14 protein-coding genes and 1 tRNA gene are annotated in these 16,038 nt (G+C 70.1%); 3 read left to right on the top strand and 12 right to left on the bottom strand.

Going from position 1 to position 16,038, the window contains the following annotated elements; genetic code table 11:
• The 3 genes from ligD to GVL03_RS14005 form a co-directional block, all read right to left on the bottom strand.
• Positions 1–1,002 (bottom strand): non-homologous end-joining DNA ligase (ligD, locus tag GVL03_RS14015; protein ID WP_159501624.1); only part of this gene is annotated, 1,002 nt, incomplete at its 3' end.
• 54 nt (positions 1,003–1,056) lie between these two features.
• A complete protein-coding gene (locus GVL03_RS14010) occupies positions 1,057–2,232 on the bottom strand; it encodes an SseB family protein (RefSeq protein WP_159501623.1) in 1,176 nt (391 codons plus the stop codon).
• A gap of 20 nt (positions 2,233–2,252) precedes the next feature.
• Positions 2,253–4,691 carry an ATP-dependent helicase gene (locus GVL03_RS14005; RefSeq protein WP_159501622.1) on the bottom strand — a complete coding sequence of 813 codons (2,439 nt, stop codon included), beginning with the start codon at positions 4,689–4,691 and terminating at the stop codon, positions 2,253–2,255.
• A 154-nt stretch (positions 4,692–4,845) separates the two neighbouring features.
• On the opposite strand from GVL03_RS14005, the gene GVL03_RS14000 reads away from it, so the two are divergent.
• The 3 genes from GVL03_RS14000 to GVL03_RS13990 all read left to right on the top strand — a co-directional run bounded on the left by GVL03_RS14000 (position 4,846) and on the right by GVL03_RS13990 (position 7,031).
• On the top strand, positions 4,846–5,556 hold the full coding sequence (locus tag GVL03_RS14000; protein ID WP_159501621.1) for a GNAT family N-acetyltransferase: 711 nt from the start codon (positions 4,846–4,848) through the stop codon (positions 5,554–5,556).
• Between the two features lie 278 nt (positions 5,557–5,834).
• Positions 5,835–5,910, top strand: a tRNA-Met gene (locus GVL03_RS13995).
• A 245-nt stretch (positions 5,911–6,155) separates the two neighbouring features.
• Positions 6,156–7,031, top strand: a complete 876-nt coding sequence (locus GVL03_RS13990) for an IclR family transcriptional regulator C-terminal domain-containing protein (protein WP_159501620.1) — start codon at positions 6,156–6,158, stop codon at positions 7,029–7,031.
• Here GVL03_RS13990 and GVL03_RS13985 read toward each other — a convergent pair.
• From GVL03_RS13985 to GVL03_RS13945, 9 genes are all read right to left on the bottom strand, one after another.
• Positions 6,994–7,803, bottom strand: coding sequence for an SDR family NAD(P)-dependent oxidoreductase (locus tag GVL03_RS13985; RefSeq protein WP_159501619.1), 810 nt, complete (start codon positions 7,801–7,803; stop codon positions 6,994–6,996). The two genes, GVL03_RS13990 and GVL03_RS13985, sit on opposite strands and share 38 nt — an antisense overlap.
• A gap of 11 nt (positions 7,804–7,814) precedes the next feature.
• Positions 7,815–8,216 carry an aconitase X swivel domain-containing protein gene (locus GVL03_RS13980; protein WP_159501618.1) on the bottom strand — a complete coding sequence of 134 codons (402 nt, stop codon included), beginning with the start codon at positions 8,214–8,216 and terminating at the stop codon, positions 7,815–7,817.
• Entirely contained in the window at positions 8,213–9,562 is a 1,350-nt protein-coding gene (locus GVL03_RS13975; RefSeq protein WP_159501617.1) for an aconitase X catalytic domain-containing protein, read from the bottom strand. The genes GVL03_RS13980 and GVL03_RS13975 overlap by 4 nt, the downstream gene beginning before the upstream one ends.
• Positions 9,563–9,567: 5 nt before the next feature.
• Positions 9,568–10,959 (bottom strand): FAD-dependent oxidoreductase, encoded by a 1,392-nt coding sequence (locus GVL03_RS13970; protein WP_159501616.1) that lies wholly within the window; start codon positions 10,957–10,959, stop codon positions 9,568–9,570.
• Entirely contained in the window at positions 10,956–12,695 is a 1,740-nt protein-coding gene (locus tag GVL03_RS13965; protein ID WP_159501615.1) for a dihydroxy-acid dehydratase, read from the bottom strand. Before GVL03_RS13965 ends, GVL03_RS13970 begins: the two co-directional genes overlap by 4 nt.
• Positions 12,696–12,809: 114 nt before the next feature.
• On the bottom strand, positions 12,810–13,553 hold the full coding sequence (locus GVL03_RS13960; RefSeq protein WP_159501614.1) for an alpha/beta fold hydrolase: 744 nt from the start codon (positions 13,551–13,553) through the stop codon (positions 12,810–12,812).
• The gene (locus tag GVL03_RS13955) at positions 13,550–14,389 is read right to left on the bottom strand and encodes an ABC transporter ATP-binding protein (protein ID WP_159501613.1); all 840 of its coding nucleotides are present in this window, start codon (positions 14,387–14,389) and stop codon (positions 13,550–13,552) included. The genes GVL03_RS13960 and GVL03_RS13955 overlap by 4 nt, the downstream gene beginning before the upstream one ends.
• Before the next feature lie 5 nt (positions 14,390–14,394).
• Positions 14,395–15,210 (bottom strand): ABC transporter permease, encoded by an 816-nt coding sequence (locus GVL03_RS13950; RefSeq protein WP_159501612.1) that lies wholly within the window; start codon positions 15,208–15,210, stop codon positions 14,395–14,397.
• On the bottom strand, positions 15,210–16,034 hold the full coding sequence (locus tag GVL03_RS13945; protein ID WP_200847183.1) for an ABC transporter permease: 825 nt from the start codon (positions 16,032–16,034) through the stop codon (positions 15,210–15,212). Before GVL03_RS13945 ends, GVL03_RS13950 begins: the two co-directional genes overlap by 1 nt.
• Positions 16,035–16,038: the final 4 nt, after the last annotated feature.

The raw sequence follows: 16,038 nt of genomic DNA, 5'->3' as shown, positions 1-16,038 counted from the left end.
ATAAGGGACAGCGCGCGGGGGCTCGCCGGGCATCTTGGGGAAGTCCGGAGGGAAGGGCAGCTCGCCGAGCCCGTCGGCGAGATCGCGCTCCCACCACTCGAGCAGCGTGTCGATCCGCCCCGGCCTCGCGGCGAAGTCCGTCCATGGATCGTCGACCGTGCGCAGACGCTCGGGGATGCTGCGCACGGTGAACGCCGCCGGGTCGACGTCCGGCAGCTCGTCCCACGCGATCGGGGTCGACACGGTCGCGGCCGGCAACGACCGCGGGCTGTAGGCGCCCGCCATCGTGCGGTCGCGATTGGCCTGGTTGAAGTCGATGAAGACGCGCTCGCCGCGCTCCTCCTTCCACCAGTCCATCGTCACCCGCTGCGGCTCGCGTCGCGCGAGCTCGCGTCCGGCCGCGATCACGGCGTGCCGCACGTCGAGGAACTCGTGCGTCGGCTCGATCGGGCAGAACAGGTGGATGCCGCGGTTGCCGCTGGTCTTGATCCATGAGTCGAGCCCCGCCTCGCTCAGCACGTCGCGCATGAGCGGGGCGATCGCCGCCGCGTCCGCGAAGTCCGTGCCCGGCTGCGGGTCGAGGTCGATCCGCAGCTCGACCGGACGGTCGGGATCGGCGGCGAGCGAGGCCCACGGATGGAACACGACCGTGTTCATCTGCACGGCCCAGAGGATCGCCGCGGGCTCGGTGAGCACGACCTGCGGATGACGGCGCCCGCTGTTGTAGGTCACGGTGACGGCGTCGACGAAGTCGGGCGCGCCTTTGGGCGGGTTCTTCGAGAAGAAGCTCTCGCCGTCGACGCCGTCCCGGAATCGCTCGAGCGAGACGGGCCGGTCGCCGTTCGCCCGCAGGAACGGCTCCGCGACGGCCAGCACGTACTCGGCGAGCTCGTGCTTCGTGATGCCGGCCTCCGGCCACACCTCGCGGCCCGGGCTCGAGAGCGCGACCTCTCGGTCGCCGTGGGGGCCGGGGACCGTCATCATGATGCGCTCGGACGCCATGGTCCGACCCTAGGGCGGGGCCGCTGCATCCGATAGCCCGTCGGCGGCGCCGGCTCAGGTGCCGACGATGAGCAGCGGATGCAGCTGGTCGCGGGTGAGGCGGATCCAGGGTCCTGCCGGGTCGACCACGACGCCGGACAGACCGGTGTCGCCGCGCAGCGCCTTCGCGAGCTGCGCGGCGTCGACCCTGACCGGCTGGTCGCCGCGTCCGAGCGCGAGGAGCTCGAGCGGGTGGGAGAAGATCTCGAGCAGCCGTGTGCCGTCGGCGGTGCGCAGCTCGGCGATGCCCACCTGCCCCTCGTCGGTGCGGCGCGCCGCGATCCACAACGGCACGACCGTGAGCGCCTCGGCGATCTGCCCCGCGACCTCGGGAGTACGGGGTGCGGCCAGGAGCGTCTTGATCCGGAGCTCGGGATCGAGGTCGGACAGCGCCTTCTCGATGAGCTGCTTGGGGAGGAGGGCGGAGCCCGGCCGCGAGGCGTGATCGACGGCGACACCGCCCATCGGACCTGCGGCGACCTGGCGCAGCAGCCCGACGACGGGCTGCGCGAGGGCGGAGGTGCCGGTGTCGCCGTCGGCGCGGACGGCATCCTGCAGCCCCTTCCCGCCCGAGTACACGAGCATGTACTTCTCGTCCTTGAAGGTCACCATGGAGGTCGGCAGGCTCTTGCCCTGCGCGAGCAGCTCACGGGCGTCGCCCTGTACCCGGATGAAGACGTGACCCTGCAGCAGCTGGCGGGCGACGTTGATCATCTCGATCGGCTGCGCCTGCGTCGGCAGCGCCGCGAGCGCGTCGCGCAGCAGCACGTTGTCGCGAAGACCCGGGACTGTCTCGACACGGGTCGACGCCTCGGCGGCGGGAGACGCGAGGTGCGCCGGGCGGGCGGGCGCGGTACCGGATGCCGGGGCGGTACCGGATGCGGATGCGGCACCCGCGACTGCGGCACCCGCACCGGACGCGGCATCCGCCGACGCAGCGCCCGCGGCTGGCGCCGCAGGGGCGCCCGGGGCCTCGCCGTCCGGATCGGCGACGCCTGCGGGCGCGCCCGAGCCGGGCTTGCCGTAGGTCGACATCGAGATCGAGACGTGCGGGACCGGTTCGTCGGCGGCCTCCGGCGCGAGGGCTGCGGCATCCGTCGTCCCGCTCGAGGGCAAGGTCGTGTCGCGCAGCGCCTCGTCGGCGGCGGCATCGTCGTCGGACTTCTTCGGGCGGCGCGAGAACAGGGCCATCGTGCCAGCCTACGCGGCGGTCAGAGCTTCTCGATCGGAGCGATCTTGATGAGCAGCTTCTTCGCCCCCGCGGAGTCGAAGCGCACGTGCGCGATCCGTTTCGCGCCCTCGCCGGTGACGGCGTCGATGCGTCCCTCCCCGAAATCGTCATGACGGATGCGGTCGCCGGCTGCGAGCTCGAGACCGCTGTTGTCACGGACCTTCGCCGGGATCTTGTTCGGGAACCGGTCGAGCGAGGTCGAGCGAGGTGCGAGCGCGGGCGGGTCGTCGCGGCGCGCGCCGCCCCATCCCCCGCCGGGCCGTCGCGCGTTGAGCGCGCGCGAGCCGGTGCCGCCGCGCGAGTTGACGTCGCCCGGCGACTGGCGCCAGTCGATGAGCTCGGCGGGGATCTCCTGCAGGAACCTGCTCGGCATCGCGACGGTCACCTCGCCGAACTGCGCGCGGGTCATCGCGAGGGTCAGGTACAGGTGCCTGCGCGCACGGGTCACGCCGACGTAGAACAGCCGTCGCTCCTCGGACGGCCCGCCGGGCTCGCCCGCCGAGATGCGATGCGGGATGAGATCCTCTTCGACGCCGGTGAGGAACACCGAGTCGAACTCGAGACCCTTCGCGGTGTGCATGGTCATGAGCGACACCGAGCCGGACGCGTCGTCGAGGTCGTCGGCGTCGGCGACGAGCGCGACCTCGGTGAGGAAGTCGATGATCGTGCCCTCGGGGTTGTTGCGCGCGAACTCCCGCGCGACGGCGACGAGCTCGTCGAGGTTCTCCAGTCGCGCCTCGTCCTGCGGGTCGCGACTCGCTCGCAGGGCGTCGAGGTACCCACTCCTCTGCAGCAGCAGCGTGAGTCCTTCGGCGACGGCGGTGGGCGGGGCGAGCTCGCCCGACGCGGGCAGCATGATCGCGGTCGCCTCGACGAGGACGCGGTCGAGCTGCGCGATCGCGGCCTGCACCTTGGGGCCGAGGCCGAGCGTGGCGGATTCCCCGAGCGCCTCGCGGAAGCTGATCTCGTTGTCCTCGGCGAAGCGGGCGATGGCGGTCGCGGTGACGTCGCCGATCCCGCGCTTGGGCTTGTTCAGGATGCGGCGCACCGCCATCTCGTCGGCGGGGTTCGCCACGGCGACGAGGTAGGCGAGGGCGTCCTTGATCTCGGCGCGCTCGTAGAACTTCGTGCCGCCCATGATCTTGTAGGGCAGCGCCGAGCGGATGAAGATCTCCTCCAGCGCGCGGGACTGCGAGTTGGTGCGGTAGAACACCGCGACGTCGGAGTAGGCGACGCCGCTGCCGCGCAGCTTCTCGATCTCGTCGGCGACGAACTGCGCCTCGTCGTGCTGCGAGTAGCCGGTGAACCCGACGATCGGATCGCCCGCGCCGACGTCGGTCCAGAGCTTCTTGTCCTGGCGGTCGAAGTTGTTGCTGATGACCGCGTTCGCGGCGGAGAGGATGTTCTGGGTGGAGCGGTAGTTCTGCTCGAGCAGCACGACCCGCGCGCCGGGGAAGTCGCGTTCGAACTCGCTGATGTTGCGGATGTCGGCGCCGCGGAACGCGTAGATCGACTGGTCGGAGTCGCCGACGACGGTGAGCGACGCCCCCTCGAGCTCGGGCGCCTGCTCGGGTTCGAAGATCATCATGCCGCCGGCGGAATACGGTTCGGATGCCGCCCCCGTGACGGGCCGGGTGAGCTCGTGGATCAGCGCGTACTGAGCGTGGTTCGTGTCCTGATACTCGTCGACGAGGATGTGCCGGAACCGACGGCGGTACACGTCGGCGACCTGCGGGAACGCTCGGAACAGGTAGACCGTCTGGCCGATCAGGTCGTCGAAGTCGAAGGCGTTCGCGCGCTGCAGCGCGCGCTGGTAGTCGCCGAAGATCTCGACGAAGATCCGCTCGGCCGGGTCGCTCAGGTTCGCCTGCCGCGCGTAGGACTCGGCGTCGGCCAGCTCGTTCTTGAGCTTCGAGATCCGGCCCTGAACGGCTGCCGGGGTGAGGCCGAAGGCATCCGCCTCGTGCTCTTTCACCAGTCGTTTGATGAGCGCGCGGGAGTCGCCCGAGTCGTAGATCGTGAAGGAGCTCGTGAAACCGAACTGCTGTGCCTCGCGCCGGAGGATCCGCACGCACGCCGAGTGGAAGGTGGAGATCCACATCCCTCGCGCGCTCTCGCCGACGAGCTGTGTGACGCGCTCGCGCATCTCGCCCGCGGCCTTGTTCGTGAACGTGATCGCGAGGATCTGGCTCGGCCAGGCCTCGCGTCCGCGCAGGAGAGAGGCGATGCGGTGGGTGAGCACCCGGGTCTTGCCCGACCCCGCGCCCGCGACGATGAGCAGCGCCGGACCGCGATAGGTCACGGCCTCGCGCTGGGGCGGGTTGAGTCCGTCGAGGAGGTCTTCGTCGGGTCGTGCGGCCGAGGCCGCGCCGGGTCCGCGATCGCCGCCGACGATGAGGGGTGTGGATGCGTCGGTCATTGCCCGTCAAGTCTAGGCAGGACCGCCGACATCCGGGCGGGCGCGTCGCGCCGACGGGACGAGCCATGAAGTAACAGGAGTTCATCCTGCATCCGTCTGCCGCCGCGAGGCAGAAGGATCGGAGCATCCATCACGCGACCGCCGGGACACCATCATGAGCCAGCCCGTCCTCTCCTCACACGACATCGACCTCCTCGACAACGCCCCGTGGCACGCCCTCGACGGCCCGCACGCGCGGTTCGCGATCGGCGACGACCACGTGCGCCGCTATCAGCCCGACGTCGCCCCGTTCATCGCGGTGCGCTCCTGGGACGAGCCGAGCGTGTGGGACTCGATCCTGTCGGTCGTCGGACCGAACGCCGAGCTCGTGGTCTCGGGCGCGGACCCGGAGCTGCCGCCCGGCTGGGATGCGCTCTGGCGCGGCAGCGGCGTCCAGCTCGTGGAGACCGACCTGCTGCGCCCGACGCCCGACCCCGAGGCGGTCGTGCTCGGCGCCGACGACGTGCCGGAGATGCTGGCGCTCGTGGAGCGCAACAAGCCCGGCCCGTTCTTGCCGCGCACCCACGAGCTCGGCCGGTACGTCGGGATCCGCCGGGACGGACGCCTGATCGCGATGGCCGGCGAGCGGCTGCGTCCGAGCGGCTGGACCGAGATCAGCGCCGTGTCGACCGACCCCGAGTACCGCCGCCAGGGCATCGCGTCGCGTCTGGTCCTGGACGTCGCCTTCCACATCCAGGAGCGCGGCGACCGCGCGCTCCTGCACGCGGCGGCCGACAACGTGAACGCCATCCGCGCGTACGAGAAGCTCGGCTTCGTCCTCTGGCGCCGGCGGAGCTTCCTGTCGCTGCGCACGCCGGAAGGCTGACGATCCGCAGCCCCGGCCCGGAGCGGGACGCGCGGCGACCAGACACGAGACAGCGCCCTCAGTCGTCGGGCGGAATACGGGTTCGGTGCCGCATCGGGGTGCCGCAGGCAACATGGGCCCCACGGGTCCGACGACCGAGGGGACAGCACGGACAGAGCCGGCGGCTCACGCCGTCCGCGCCCGCCTTCGTCCCCGCTCGGCGTCACATCCGTTCACACCCGGCAACGTACTGACACCGCGCTCGACGCCGTCCTGGATGCGGGTTACCGTCGATGCATCGCGGCGATCCGGGTGGTCCCGGGCTCCGGTTCATACCCGGAAGCGTTGCGGGTTCGACTCCCGCCGTCGCGTCCACTTCCGAAGGGCCGGGTCCTCCGCGTTCGCAACAGCCGACGGGTCGGCCGCCGACGCAGCCGCGAGACGCCCGCGCTCGACCGGCTCGCCGAGTGCACCGTCATCGAGCCCCCGCGCTCTCCGCGTCCTCCCCGCGTGTGACCCGATGCGACACCGCGTGCCCTGGCCCAGGATCGCGGAGGGGATCTTCCGCTAAAGTTTCACCGGGTGGGCATGTGCCCGAACTAGGTAATTCGAGGTGGCTCGTGGCTTCAACGTGGCACTCAGGCCGTGACGTCGTCCAGAGCCTTGAGCGTGGTCTGCTGGTGCTCCGCGCGTTCTCACGCGAGCGCCGTCCGCTGAGCGTCGCCGAGATCGCGGAGTCGGTCGAGCTGTCGCGTCCGACCGTCCGCCGCATGCTCCTGACCCTCGAGTACCTCGGGTACACCACCCAGACCGGCTCGACCTGGACGCTGACGCCAAGGGTCCTCGAGATCGGCTCGGGCTATTTCATCGAGTCGTCCCTTCCCGAGATCAGCCAGCCGTTCCTCCACGAGCTCGCCGACTCCATCGCGGAGACCTGCACCGTCAGCGTCTTCGACCGGGGGGATGTCGTCCAGGTCGCACGGGCCGAGGTCCATCGGATCGTGCCCGACACGATCCGCGTCGGGACGCGTCTGCCCGCCTATGCGACGGCCCTGGGCACGGTGCTGCTCGGAGCGCTGAGCGACGCGGAGCTCGACGACTACCTCGATGCGGGCGGCTTCTCGTCCATCACTCCGCAGACGATGACCGACCCGGCGCGTATCCGAGACCGCGCGATCGAGGCCCGGGAGCGCGGGTACGCGCTCAGCGTCGAGGAGCTGGAGGCCGGGGTCATCTCCCTCGCGGTGCCCATCCAGATCGAGACGGCGACGTTCGCGGCGATGGGGATGACGTCATCGACCGCGCGCAAGACGCAGGACGACCTCGTGGCGATCGTCTCCGTCCTCCGGACCGCGGCCGACGAGGTCGCGAGGGTCTATCAGCTCGGCAATCCGTACGGGCGGCTCCCGCGCGGCGTGCACGAGGGACTGAGTCGCGTGGGCGGGGGGCCCACGTGGTCTACGAGACCTGCATTCCTTCCATCGTCACCTGCGTGAGCACCGAGGCCCCTCCGTCCACGACGTAGACGCCGCCGGTCATGAACGACGATCGATCGGAGATGAGAAGGGCCGCCAGGGCCTCGAGCTCGGGCGGCTCTCCGTGACGGCCCAGCGGGATCCCGGCGTTCCAGACCGCCGCCTTCTCCGGGGGCGCCGGGGCGGGACCCGCGATGTTCGTGCGGAACGAGCCCGGTGCGATCACGTTGATGCGGATCCCGTACTTCGCCAGCTCGAGCGAGGCCTGCCTGGCGACCGCGTGCACCGCCGCCTTCGACGCCACGTACGCGTATCCGATCAGCGGTTCGGCGCGGATGCCGGACGTCGACCCCGTGACCACGATCTGCCCGCGTCCACGGGGTTTCATCAGGGCCGCGGTGCGCTGGAGCGTGAAGAAGAAGCCGTCGAGGTTGATGCCGATGACACGGTGCCACAGCTCTCGCGAGGCGTGGTCGAGCTCCCCCTCCACCGTCCGGATCGGGGCGGTCCCGTTGACGCCCGCGTTCAGGAACGCCCCGTCGACGGCCCCGCCCTCGTCGATCTCCGCCCACACCCGGTCGACCTGTTCGGCGTCCGCGATGTCGCACACGAAGGTCTCGACCGTCGCTCCGTGCTCCCGCAGCGCGACGGCCTGCTCCTCGAGCCGGACGTCGTCGCGGTCGACGAGCACGAGGTCCGCCCCCTCGCGGGCGGACGACCGCGCATACGCGAGACCGATTCCGCTCGCGGCTCCGGTCACGAGGACACGCCTCCCCGTCAGCAGCTTCTCCATGGGGTTCTCCCTCATTCCTCGACGGTCAGGACGTTACCGGCGATCGCCGCGGTCCGACCGGTCTGCAACGCGGTCAGGGCGGCATCCGGCAGATCGATCAGTGCCGGGACACCGAGAACGGTCAGGCCGAGCGCGAGCTTCGTGTTGATGCTCTCGGTGATGACGGCGAGCGGGGCCATGCCGTTGAGCTTCGCGATGTGGAACTGACCCGACCATCCGGATGCTCCCTTCGCGCCGGGGATGACGAGGATCCGGCCGGCCATGCTCTGGCCGAACTGCGGATGCCCCTTCTCCACGATGGCGCCCGTCTTGGGATCGACGCCGCCCCACCCGGGGATCTCGCTGGTGCAGCGGAGCACCTCTCCCCTGGCCTCTCCGTCGATCAGCGCCCGCCCGCGGAACGTGACGCTCACGCGACCCACCTGCCGGTGAGCGCCGCCTCGACGCACGCCTCGGTCGTCCCGAAGCGACCCTCCGTGCCCATGATCTGCGGCAGGTAGTGCACCTGCTTGGCCGAGTCGGTCGCGAATCGCTTCGCTCCGGGAGGGACGAACTGACCGATCGCGGGGCAGGTGTCGGCCATGACGCGTCCCCCCGCCCTCTCGATGACGTCGACCCACCCGCTGCGGCGCGCGACCTCGCGAAGGGCGCTCGGTGTGAAGATCCAGAACGTCACCCCGTCCTTGATCCGCCGACCGTCCAGCAGCCGGGCGACCTCGCGTACCTGGTCGAGGTTCGCGTGCGGGCAGCCGATCATCACGAAGTCGATGTCGTCGCCGGTCGCGGTCGAGTTGAGGTGCTCGACGACCGCGTCGAAATCGCGGGCCTCGAAGACGAGGGCGTCCTCGGGTCTTATCCCGTTCAGGGCGTGATCGACGCTCGTCGCCTCCGCGGTGACGCCGGGCATGTGATAGAGCTCCACGTCGCCGGACGAGTTCATCGCGGCACCGAACTGCTTGAGAGCGATGGGGTCGACGGGTCCGGTGATCCCCTCGATGACCGGGATCTGGTCGCGGAGGTGCCATCCCATCCAGTACCCGAAGACGCTCCACTCGAACATCGTCGAGATCGGCACCGCGGTGCGCACCAGATGGGTCGCGTAGCGGTTCTCGGTGAGATGGAGGCCGGCGTAGGGGATGCGCGCGGTGAGCATCGCCGCGGCGGTCGACTCGCGGCCCTCCGTGTTGGTGCGGGCGCCGAGGAGCGAGTTGATGTACGGCACCGCGGAGGACTCCATCCATGCGCAGTGCTCGCCCCGGCCGGGGACGTTCCCCACCTGGTAGGGCGTGCAGGTGTTGAGGATCGAGACCCCGATCGAGGCGAGATACCGCTCGCTCCGGGTGATCTCGTCGTTCGTCTGCGCGCTGAGACCCTGCAGTTCCCAGTTCTCGTGGTCGCGCGGGCCGATCAGCTGACAGGAGTGGGCCGCGGCCGGCGTGATCGGCACGGGACTGCGGAGGTCGAGCGAGAACTCCGAGAACAGCGTGTCCGGATCGGTCGTGCCGAGGACACGACTGTGGCGGGGACCGTAGATGCTCGCGCCACATACGTTGTTGGTCTCGACGAGGCGTTCTGCGCCGAGGATGTCTCCGTACCGGATGAGCAGATCCATCGCGCCGGCGACCGCCGGCCCCTGGTCGCCCTCGGTCATCGACAGCTCCTCGTCGGTGAGCAGAACCGTTCCCGCCGGTCGGGTCCGCGGTCGGTGTCGACGCAGAGTCAGGTCCGGAGAGGTGCTCGGTCGTTGGATGGTCGTCATTCGATTCACGCTCCTGTGGATATGGCGGCGGACGCGCGCACGACGTCCGGCGCGAGGTCGGTGCCCAGATACGCACCGTCGGCGTCGAGACGGCGCTGGAGCTCCGCGACGTCGATGTCCCCGACGGCGACGTCGTCGTGAAGGGCGATGGCCGCCGCGGTGCCGGCGGCCTGGCCCATCACGAAGCACCCGCCGGTGACACGGGCGGATGACTGTCCCCACTGCGTCATCGAGGCGCAGCGGCCGACGACGTAGAGGTTGGCGATCCGCTGGGGCACGATCGTGCGAAACGGCATCTGGTTGAATCCGCGGGTGTCCGCGAGGTGGGGGAACCGGAACACGACGTCCCCTTCGACGTGCGCCTCGACCGGCCAGCCGTTGACGCCGATGGTGTCCTCGAAGTCGACGCAGTCGAGGATGTCGTCCTCGGTGAGCTGGTAGGGGCCGACGATGCGCCGCGTCTCGCGCACGCCGATCTGCGGCGCGAGATCCACGATGTAGGCGTCCTCGAATCCGACCTGGTTGCGTCGGATGAAATCGAAGGCGTCGAACGACTGTCGGCGCCCCTCGATCTCGCCGTGGGTGAGCTCGAGCACGTTCGTGCCGTCGATCGGCGCGCCGTCCTCGTTGCTGAGCTGGGTGATGTTGGAGCGCCACTCGATGGGGTTGCGCTGCGGACGCACGAGCGGCTTCTTGCGGGGGAAACGGTGCGTTCCCGCCGCCTCGGCCTCGTCCATGAGCCGCGCGATGCTCTTCCAGGCCTGCCCGGCCCGTACGGGATCGACGTTGTTGATACGGAACATCAGCGACGGGTAGAGCAGGCTCTCCGAGACCTCGTACGGCGCTCCCGACCAGGCTGCGAGATCGGCGTCCCCGGAGCCGTCGATGAAGATGCGTCCGCGGATCGCCTGGCGCCCGGACTTGGACTCGACGATCACCGCGTCGATGCGGTCGTCCGCGGCCATCGAGACGCCGACCGCGGTCGCATGGAAGAGGATGGTGCCGCCGTGGTCGAGCACGATCTCGTCGGCGATCTTCTTGTAGACCGAGATGTCGAAGGCCTGCGCGAGGATCCGATCCTCGATCGTGAGATGCGGGGCGCTGAGTCCGCCCGCGGTGTCGAGCCGGTCCAGCAGCTCGTCCGTGAAGCCGCGTACGACGCGCCTGTCGTCGCCGTGGACTCGTGCGTGGAGACCGCAGAACGTGCTCAGCCCGCCCATCGTTCCGGCGCCGCCGAGAAACCCGTAGCGCTCGACGAGCAGGGTGGACAGGCCCCCGCTCGCGGCGGCGATCGCCGACATGAGACCCGCGGGCCCCCCTCCGACGACGACGACGTCGTACTCGCCGACGACGGGCGTGGTGCGGCTCGGTTCGATGATCTTCCGACTACTGCTCATCGAGCAGCTCCTTTCACGTGTGCGTCCTCGTCGCGTCGAGAACACAGTGGGGTCCCTTTTCGGTCGCAGAGCACCGCACCGCAGGCCAGGGGCTGCACGGCGGCGCGGTAGACGTCGAGATAGCCGCCGATCTCCGCGCCGGCGACCGGGACGAAGGGCGGGCGCGCCGCGAGCGTCTCCGGATCGACGAGCACGTCCACCCGCCCCTCGGCCAGGTCGATCCGGATCCGATCGTCGTCCTCGAGCAGCCCGATCGTGCCTCCCGTGGCGGCCTCGGGCGACACTTCGCCGACGACGATCCCCGTGTTGGCGAGGCCGCTGAACTGGCCGTCCGTGACCATCGCGACCTTGCCGGCGAGGCCGGCGGCGGTGATGGCGAAGATCAGGGCGGACACGAAGCCCATTCCCGGCCCGCCGACGAGCCCGACGCCCCGCAGCACGATCACGTCTCCCTCGCGGATCGTTCCGTTCGCGATGGCCTCGATGCCCTCTTCCCGAGTGTGGAAGATCTTGGCCGGGCCGGTGAAGACGTACGGCCCCGGATCGGGGATCGGCCGCTTGACCACGGCGCCCTCCTCGGCCAGGGTCCCCTTCACGACGACGATCGACGGCGTGGTGGCGAACGGGTCGGCGACGGAGCGGATCACGGTGCCGTCGGCCGTCGGCGCCGTGGCGGCCCGCTCGCCGATCGTGTCCCCGGTCACGGTCGGCGCATCCGCGTCGAGATACGGGAGCAGCTCGCGCTGGATCGTCGCGGCGCCGCCCGCGTCCTCGAACTCCTCGATCAGTGCCGGCCCGTTGGGACGCACCGAGGCGATCAGCGGGATCTCGCGGCCGAGGCTGCGATAGAGCTCCCACACGTCGACCTCGACACCGGCTTCGATGGCGATCGCCTGGAGGTGCTTGATCGTGTTGATCGAGCCGCCGATGGCCAGCATCGTCACGACGGCGTTGCGGATCGACGATCCGGTGATCACGTCGCGCGGGCGGATGTCCCGGTGGATCGCCTCCACCAGGGCGTACGCGGAGCGTCGCACGGAGTCCCACATGCGGTCGCTGGTCGCGCGGACCGGCGCGGCGCCCGCGACGGCCATGCCCAGGACCTCGGCGACGATGTGCATGGAGTTCGCCGTGGCGAGGCCCGAGCAGACGCCGGGACCGAGGATCGCCTCGTCCGCCATCCTCTCCATCTCGCTCTGCGAGGTGCCCGAGTACGCGTGGAAGGAGGAGTTGAGGAAGACGTCCTCGATGTCGGCGCCGCCGTGGTCGGCGAGTCCGCTGTGCTGGTAGCCGCACGGCACGATGATCGTCGGGACGTTCAGCCGACCCGCCGCCATGAGGTGTGCGGGGGTGGTCTTGTCGCACGAGCTGAGACAGATCATGGCGTCCAGCTGTGCGCCTTCGACCACGACCTCGATGTCCTGCACCATCAGGTCTCGAGTGGGCAGGATGTAGCGTCCCGCCTTGCCGACGGAGGTGATGAAGTCCGAGGCCACCGACGTGCGGATCTCGAACGGCAGCGCACCGGCCTCGCGAAGATGCTCCTTGAGCACCGGCACGATGTCGTCGAGGTGCGCGTAGCACGCGGCGAGGTCGTTCGAGGCGTTGACGATCGCGACCTTCGGCTTGGAGAGCTCCGAGGCCGGTATGCCCAGCGACGCCCACTCCGCGCGGCGCGTGAGGCCCCTCATCGAGTCGGGCGGGAAGTTGCTCCGCAGCGCTGCTCGCTCATTCATTCGGCATCCGTTCCCCTCGTCGTCACGGCCGCGCGGCGTGCGGACGCGGCATCCGCACGCGCTCCGGCGCACCGCGAGCCCGTAGACCCGTCCGTCGCACTCCCGGCCACGGCGTCAGATCTCCCGCGAGCGGACGAATGCGTCGACGAGCTGCGCGAACAGACGCGGACGACGGACGGGCAGCAGGTGCCCGCCCACTCCGACGCGCCAGAGCGTCGAATCGTCGATCGCGGCGGCCAGGGCGACCGAGTTGCTCGGTGGGACCGAGGCGTCGTCGTCCGCAGCCACGATCAGCGCCGGCACGTCGAGCACGCGCGCCTCGTCGGCGATGTCGAGGTCGGCGATCGCCCGGCACGCCTCCGCGTAGCCGGTCGGATCGAGCGACGCGAGCGTGTCGACCACCGCCTGCGCGGACGCCGTGCGCTCGGGGAACCACCGTTCCCACGCGCCCTCGGCGATCGCGCCCATCCCCTGCGAGAGCACCCGGTCGGCGCGCGCGAGCCAGAACTCGGGCGACTCCTGTCGGATGGGCGCGTTGACGGCGACGACGCGCCCCACGAGGTCGGGACGGCGGGCGCCGACGACGACGGCGATGGATCCGCCCAGGGACACCCCCGCCATCGTCGCCGCGGACACGCCCGTCTCCTCCAGCAGCTCGAGCGTCCGGTCCACGACGGAGCCGAAGGAGAACGGCCGACTCGCACCGATGTGTCCCGGCAGCTCGGACGAGAGGATGCGGTAGTCGTCCTGGAGCTCTGCGATCGCAGAGCTCCACATGGCACGCGAGGTGCCGAGCGAGTTGACGAGGACCAGGACCGGGCGCCCCTCGGTCCCGCTCCACTCGTACGGCAGGGTCATCGCTGGCTCACCGCGCTGCGGGACAGCGACCCCGGCTCCGCCTTCGCGGCCGGGTTCGCGTGCGCCTTCGCCTGCTGGATGCCGTCGTAGACCCGCGTGCGGAGCTCGCCGAACTGCGCGGTCACGCGCGTCTCGCCCTGGCTGCGCTCGGCACCGATCGTGACCGGCACGTCGTCGAGGACGAACGTCGGCGACGAGGAGAGCACGAGCACGCGCGTGCCGAGGTACACCGCCTCCTCGATGTCGTGGGTGACGAAGATCACGGTGAGGCCGAGCGTCCGCCACAGCGAACGGAGGAGATCCTCGAGATCCGCTCGCGTCTGCGCGTCCACGGCCGCGAACGGCTCGTCCATCAGGAGCACCTCGGGCTCGTATGCGACGGCCCGCGCGATCGCCACGCGCTGCTGCATCCCGCCCGACAGCTGCCACGGGTACGCGTCGCCCACATCGCCGAGCCCGACGGACTCGAGGGCCCGCTGGACCTTCTCCGCCCGTTCGCGCGCGGGGAGGCCTTTGGCCTTGAGCGGCAGCTCGACGTTGCCGCGCACGGTGCGCCAGGGAAAGAGGCTGCGACCGTACTCCTGGAAGACGACGGCCATGGACGCCGGTGGCCCCGTGACCCGCTTGCCGTGGACCTCCACCGATCCGCTCGTCGGCGCGAGCAGCCCCGCCAGGCACTTCAGCAGGGTCGTCTTGCCGGCCCCGGACGGACCGACGATGCAGGTGAAGTCGCCCCGCTCGATGGTGAAGTCCAGATCACCGATGGCTTCCACGCGACGACCGCGCGACTCGTAGGTCTTGGTGAGGTGGACCACCTCGACGATCTTCTCGGACATCGGATCTACCTCTTCTCCAGGCCCTTGAGGCCCTCGTACCAGGAAAGGACTCTGCGCTCGAAGATCCGGAACAGCAGTGCCAGCCCGGAGCCGATCAGGCCGAGGACGAGCACCCCGCTCCACATCTCCGGTGTGTCGAAGCGTCGCTGGGCGTAGATGATCGCCTGGCCCACCCCATTGGTGCCGCCGAACATCTCGCTGATGATCGCCATGATGATCGCGATGGACAGCGCCGTCCGCATTCCCGCGACGATCTGGGGAAGCGCCGAGGGCAGGATGAGCTCTGTCATCCGGCGCCATCCGCGCACGCCGAAGGAGGCGCACGTGTCGCTCAGGACCCGGTCGTAGCCCTTCACGCCCTCGACCGTGTTGAGCAGGATGGGCCAGATCGCCCCCACGGCGATCACCACGATCCGCATGTCGTCGCCGAGCCCGAGGAAGATGATGAAGATCGGCACGAGCACCGGCGGCGGCAGCGCCCGGAAGAACTCCAGGAGCGGCTCCACGGCCTGCCGGATGCGCGCATTCAGCCCGAGCACCACGCCGAGAGCGACCCCGAGCACCACGGCGACGAGGAAGCCGCCGACGATGCGCGCAACGGTCGGAACGATGTTCGCGACGAAGCCGGGCCCGATCCACATCTTCGCGAACGCGTCGAAGATCGCCGAGAGCGGGGGGAAGTTGAGGCTCGTGGATCCGGCGCTCGCGAACCACCAGATCGTGAGCAGGAGCAGCGGCAGCGCGACGGCGTTGAACAGACGTCGGGTCGTCTGCCCCGCGGGACGGGTCCGCGTCGTCGAGGTGGGCGTCGTGGTCGTCATCACATCGCCTCCAGGTTCCGGACGGAGGCGTGCCAATGGAGCGTGCGTCTCTCCGCCCCGCGCGTCGCGATGTTGATGAGGACTCCGATGACGCCGATCACGAGCACGAGCGCGTACAGCTTGGGGGTGTCGAGGGCGCCCTGGGCGAGCATGATCTCGTTGCCCAGTCCTTTGACGCCGAGGACCATCTCCGCCGTGACGCCGAGGACCAGGGCGATGGCTGCGGAGAGCCGCAGGCCGGTGAACAGGTACGGAAGCAGGGTCGGGATGATCAGCTCGCCGAGCGTCATCCGGGGACCGAACCGGTAGCTGCGCGCGGTGTCCCTCGCGACGACGTCGATGTCGTCCAGACCGTACTGGGTCTGCAGCAGGATCGGCCACATCGCGGCCCAGGTGATCAGCGCGATGCCCGCCTCCGCCTTGAGGCCGAAGATGAGCGTGACGACCGGGATCAACGCGACCGACGGGATGGGCCGGAGGAACTCGATCGTCGTGTGCGTGAGGTCGCGGGCGCCGGGGGTGACCCCGATCAGGAACCCGAGGACGAATCCGAGGACGACGGCGTAGGCCAGGCCTATCGCCCAGGTGCTCATCGTCGAGCCGAGAAGCGACCAGAACTGCCCCTCGGTCAGCAGCCGCCCGAGGCGGGCGACCACGTCGGAGAACGGGGGCACCTGGCTCGGGTTCATCGCTCCGAGCCGCGGCAGGATCTCCCATACGGCGACGAAGACGGCGATTCCGGTGAGCGAGTTCAGCCGCCACAGCGTCGCGCGGACGGACGAGCGGCTCTGGACCGTGGGTGCTGATGCGGCGAGAACGGCCACATGC

This window comes from Microbacterium sp. 18062, from assembly GCF_902706225.1.
In the GTDB taxonomy this organism is placed as follows: Bacteria; Actinomycetota; Actinomycetes; order Actinomycetales; family Microbacteriaceae; genus Microbacterium.
Note: the sequence above shows the minus strand (reverse complement) of the source record. Positions and strands in the feature narration are given on the sequence as shown.

Coding starts and splice junctions, on each gene's coding strand:
- GVL03_RS13975 (WP_159501617.1), bottom strand. CDS start 9,562: ATGACGACCATCCAACGACCGAGCACCTCTCCGGACCTGACTCTGCGT.
- GVL03_RS13965 (WP_159501615.1), bottom strand. CDS start 12,695: ATGAATGAGCGAGCAGCGCTGCGGAGCAACTTCCCGCCCGACTCGATG.
- GVL03_RS13970 (WP_159501616.1), bottom strand. CDS start 10,959: ATGAGCAGTAGTCGGAAGATCATCGAACCGAGCCGCACCACGCCCGTC.
- GVL03_RS14000 (WP_159501621.1), top strand. CDS start 4,846: ATGAGCCAGCCCGTCCTCTCCTCACACGACATCGACCTCCTCGACAAC.
- GVL03_RS13985 (WP_159501619.1), bottom strand. CDS start 7,803: ATGGAGAAGCTGCTGACGGGGAGGCGTGTCCTCGTGACCGGAGCCGCG.
- GVL03_RS13960 (WP_159501614.1), bottom strand. CDS start 13,553: ATGACCCTGCCGTACGAGTGGAGCGGGACCGAGGGGCGCCCGGTCCTG.
- GVL03_RS13950 (WP_159501612.1), bottom strand. CDS start 15,210: ATGACGACCACGACGCCCACCTCGACGACGCGGACCCGTCCCGCGGGG.
- GVL03_RS14010 (WP_159501623.1), bottom strand. CDS start 2,232: ATGGCCCTGTTCTCGCGCCGCCCGAAGAAGTCCGACGACGATGCCGCC.
- GVL03_RS14005 (WP_159501622.1), bottom strand. CDS start 4,691: ATGACCGACGCATCCACACCCCTCATCGTCGGCGGCGATCGCGGACCC.
- GVL03_RS13955 (WP_159501613.1), bottom strand. CDS start 14,389: ATGTCCGAGAAGATCGTCGAGGTGGTCCACCTCACCAAGACCTACGAG.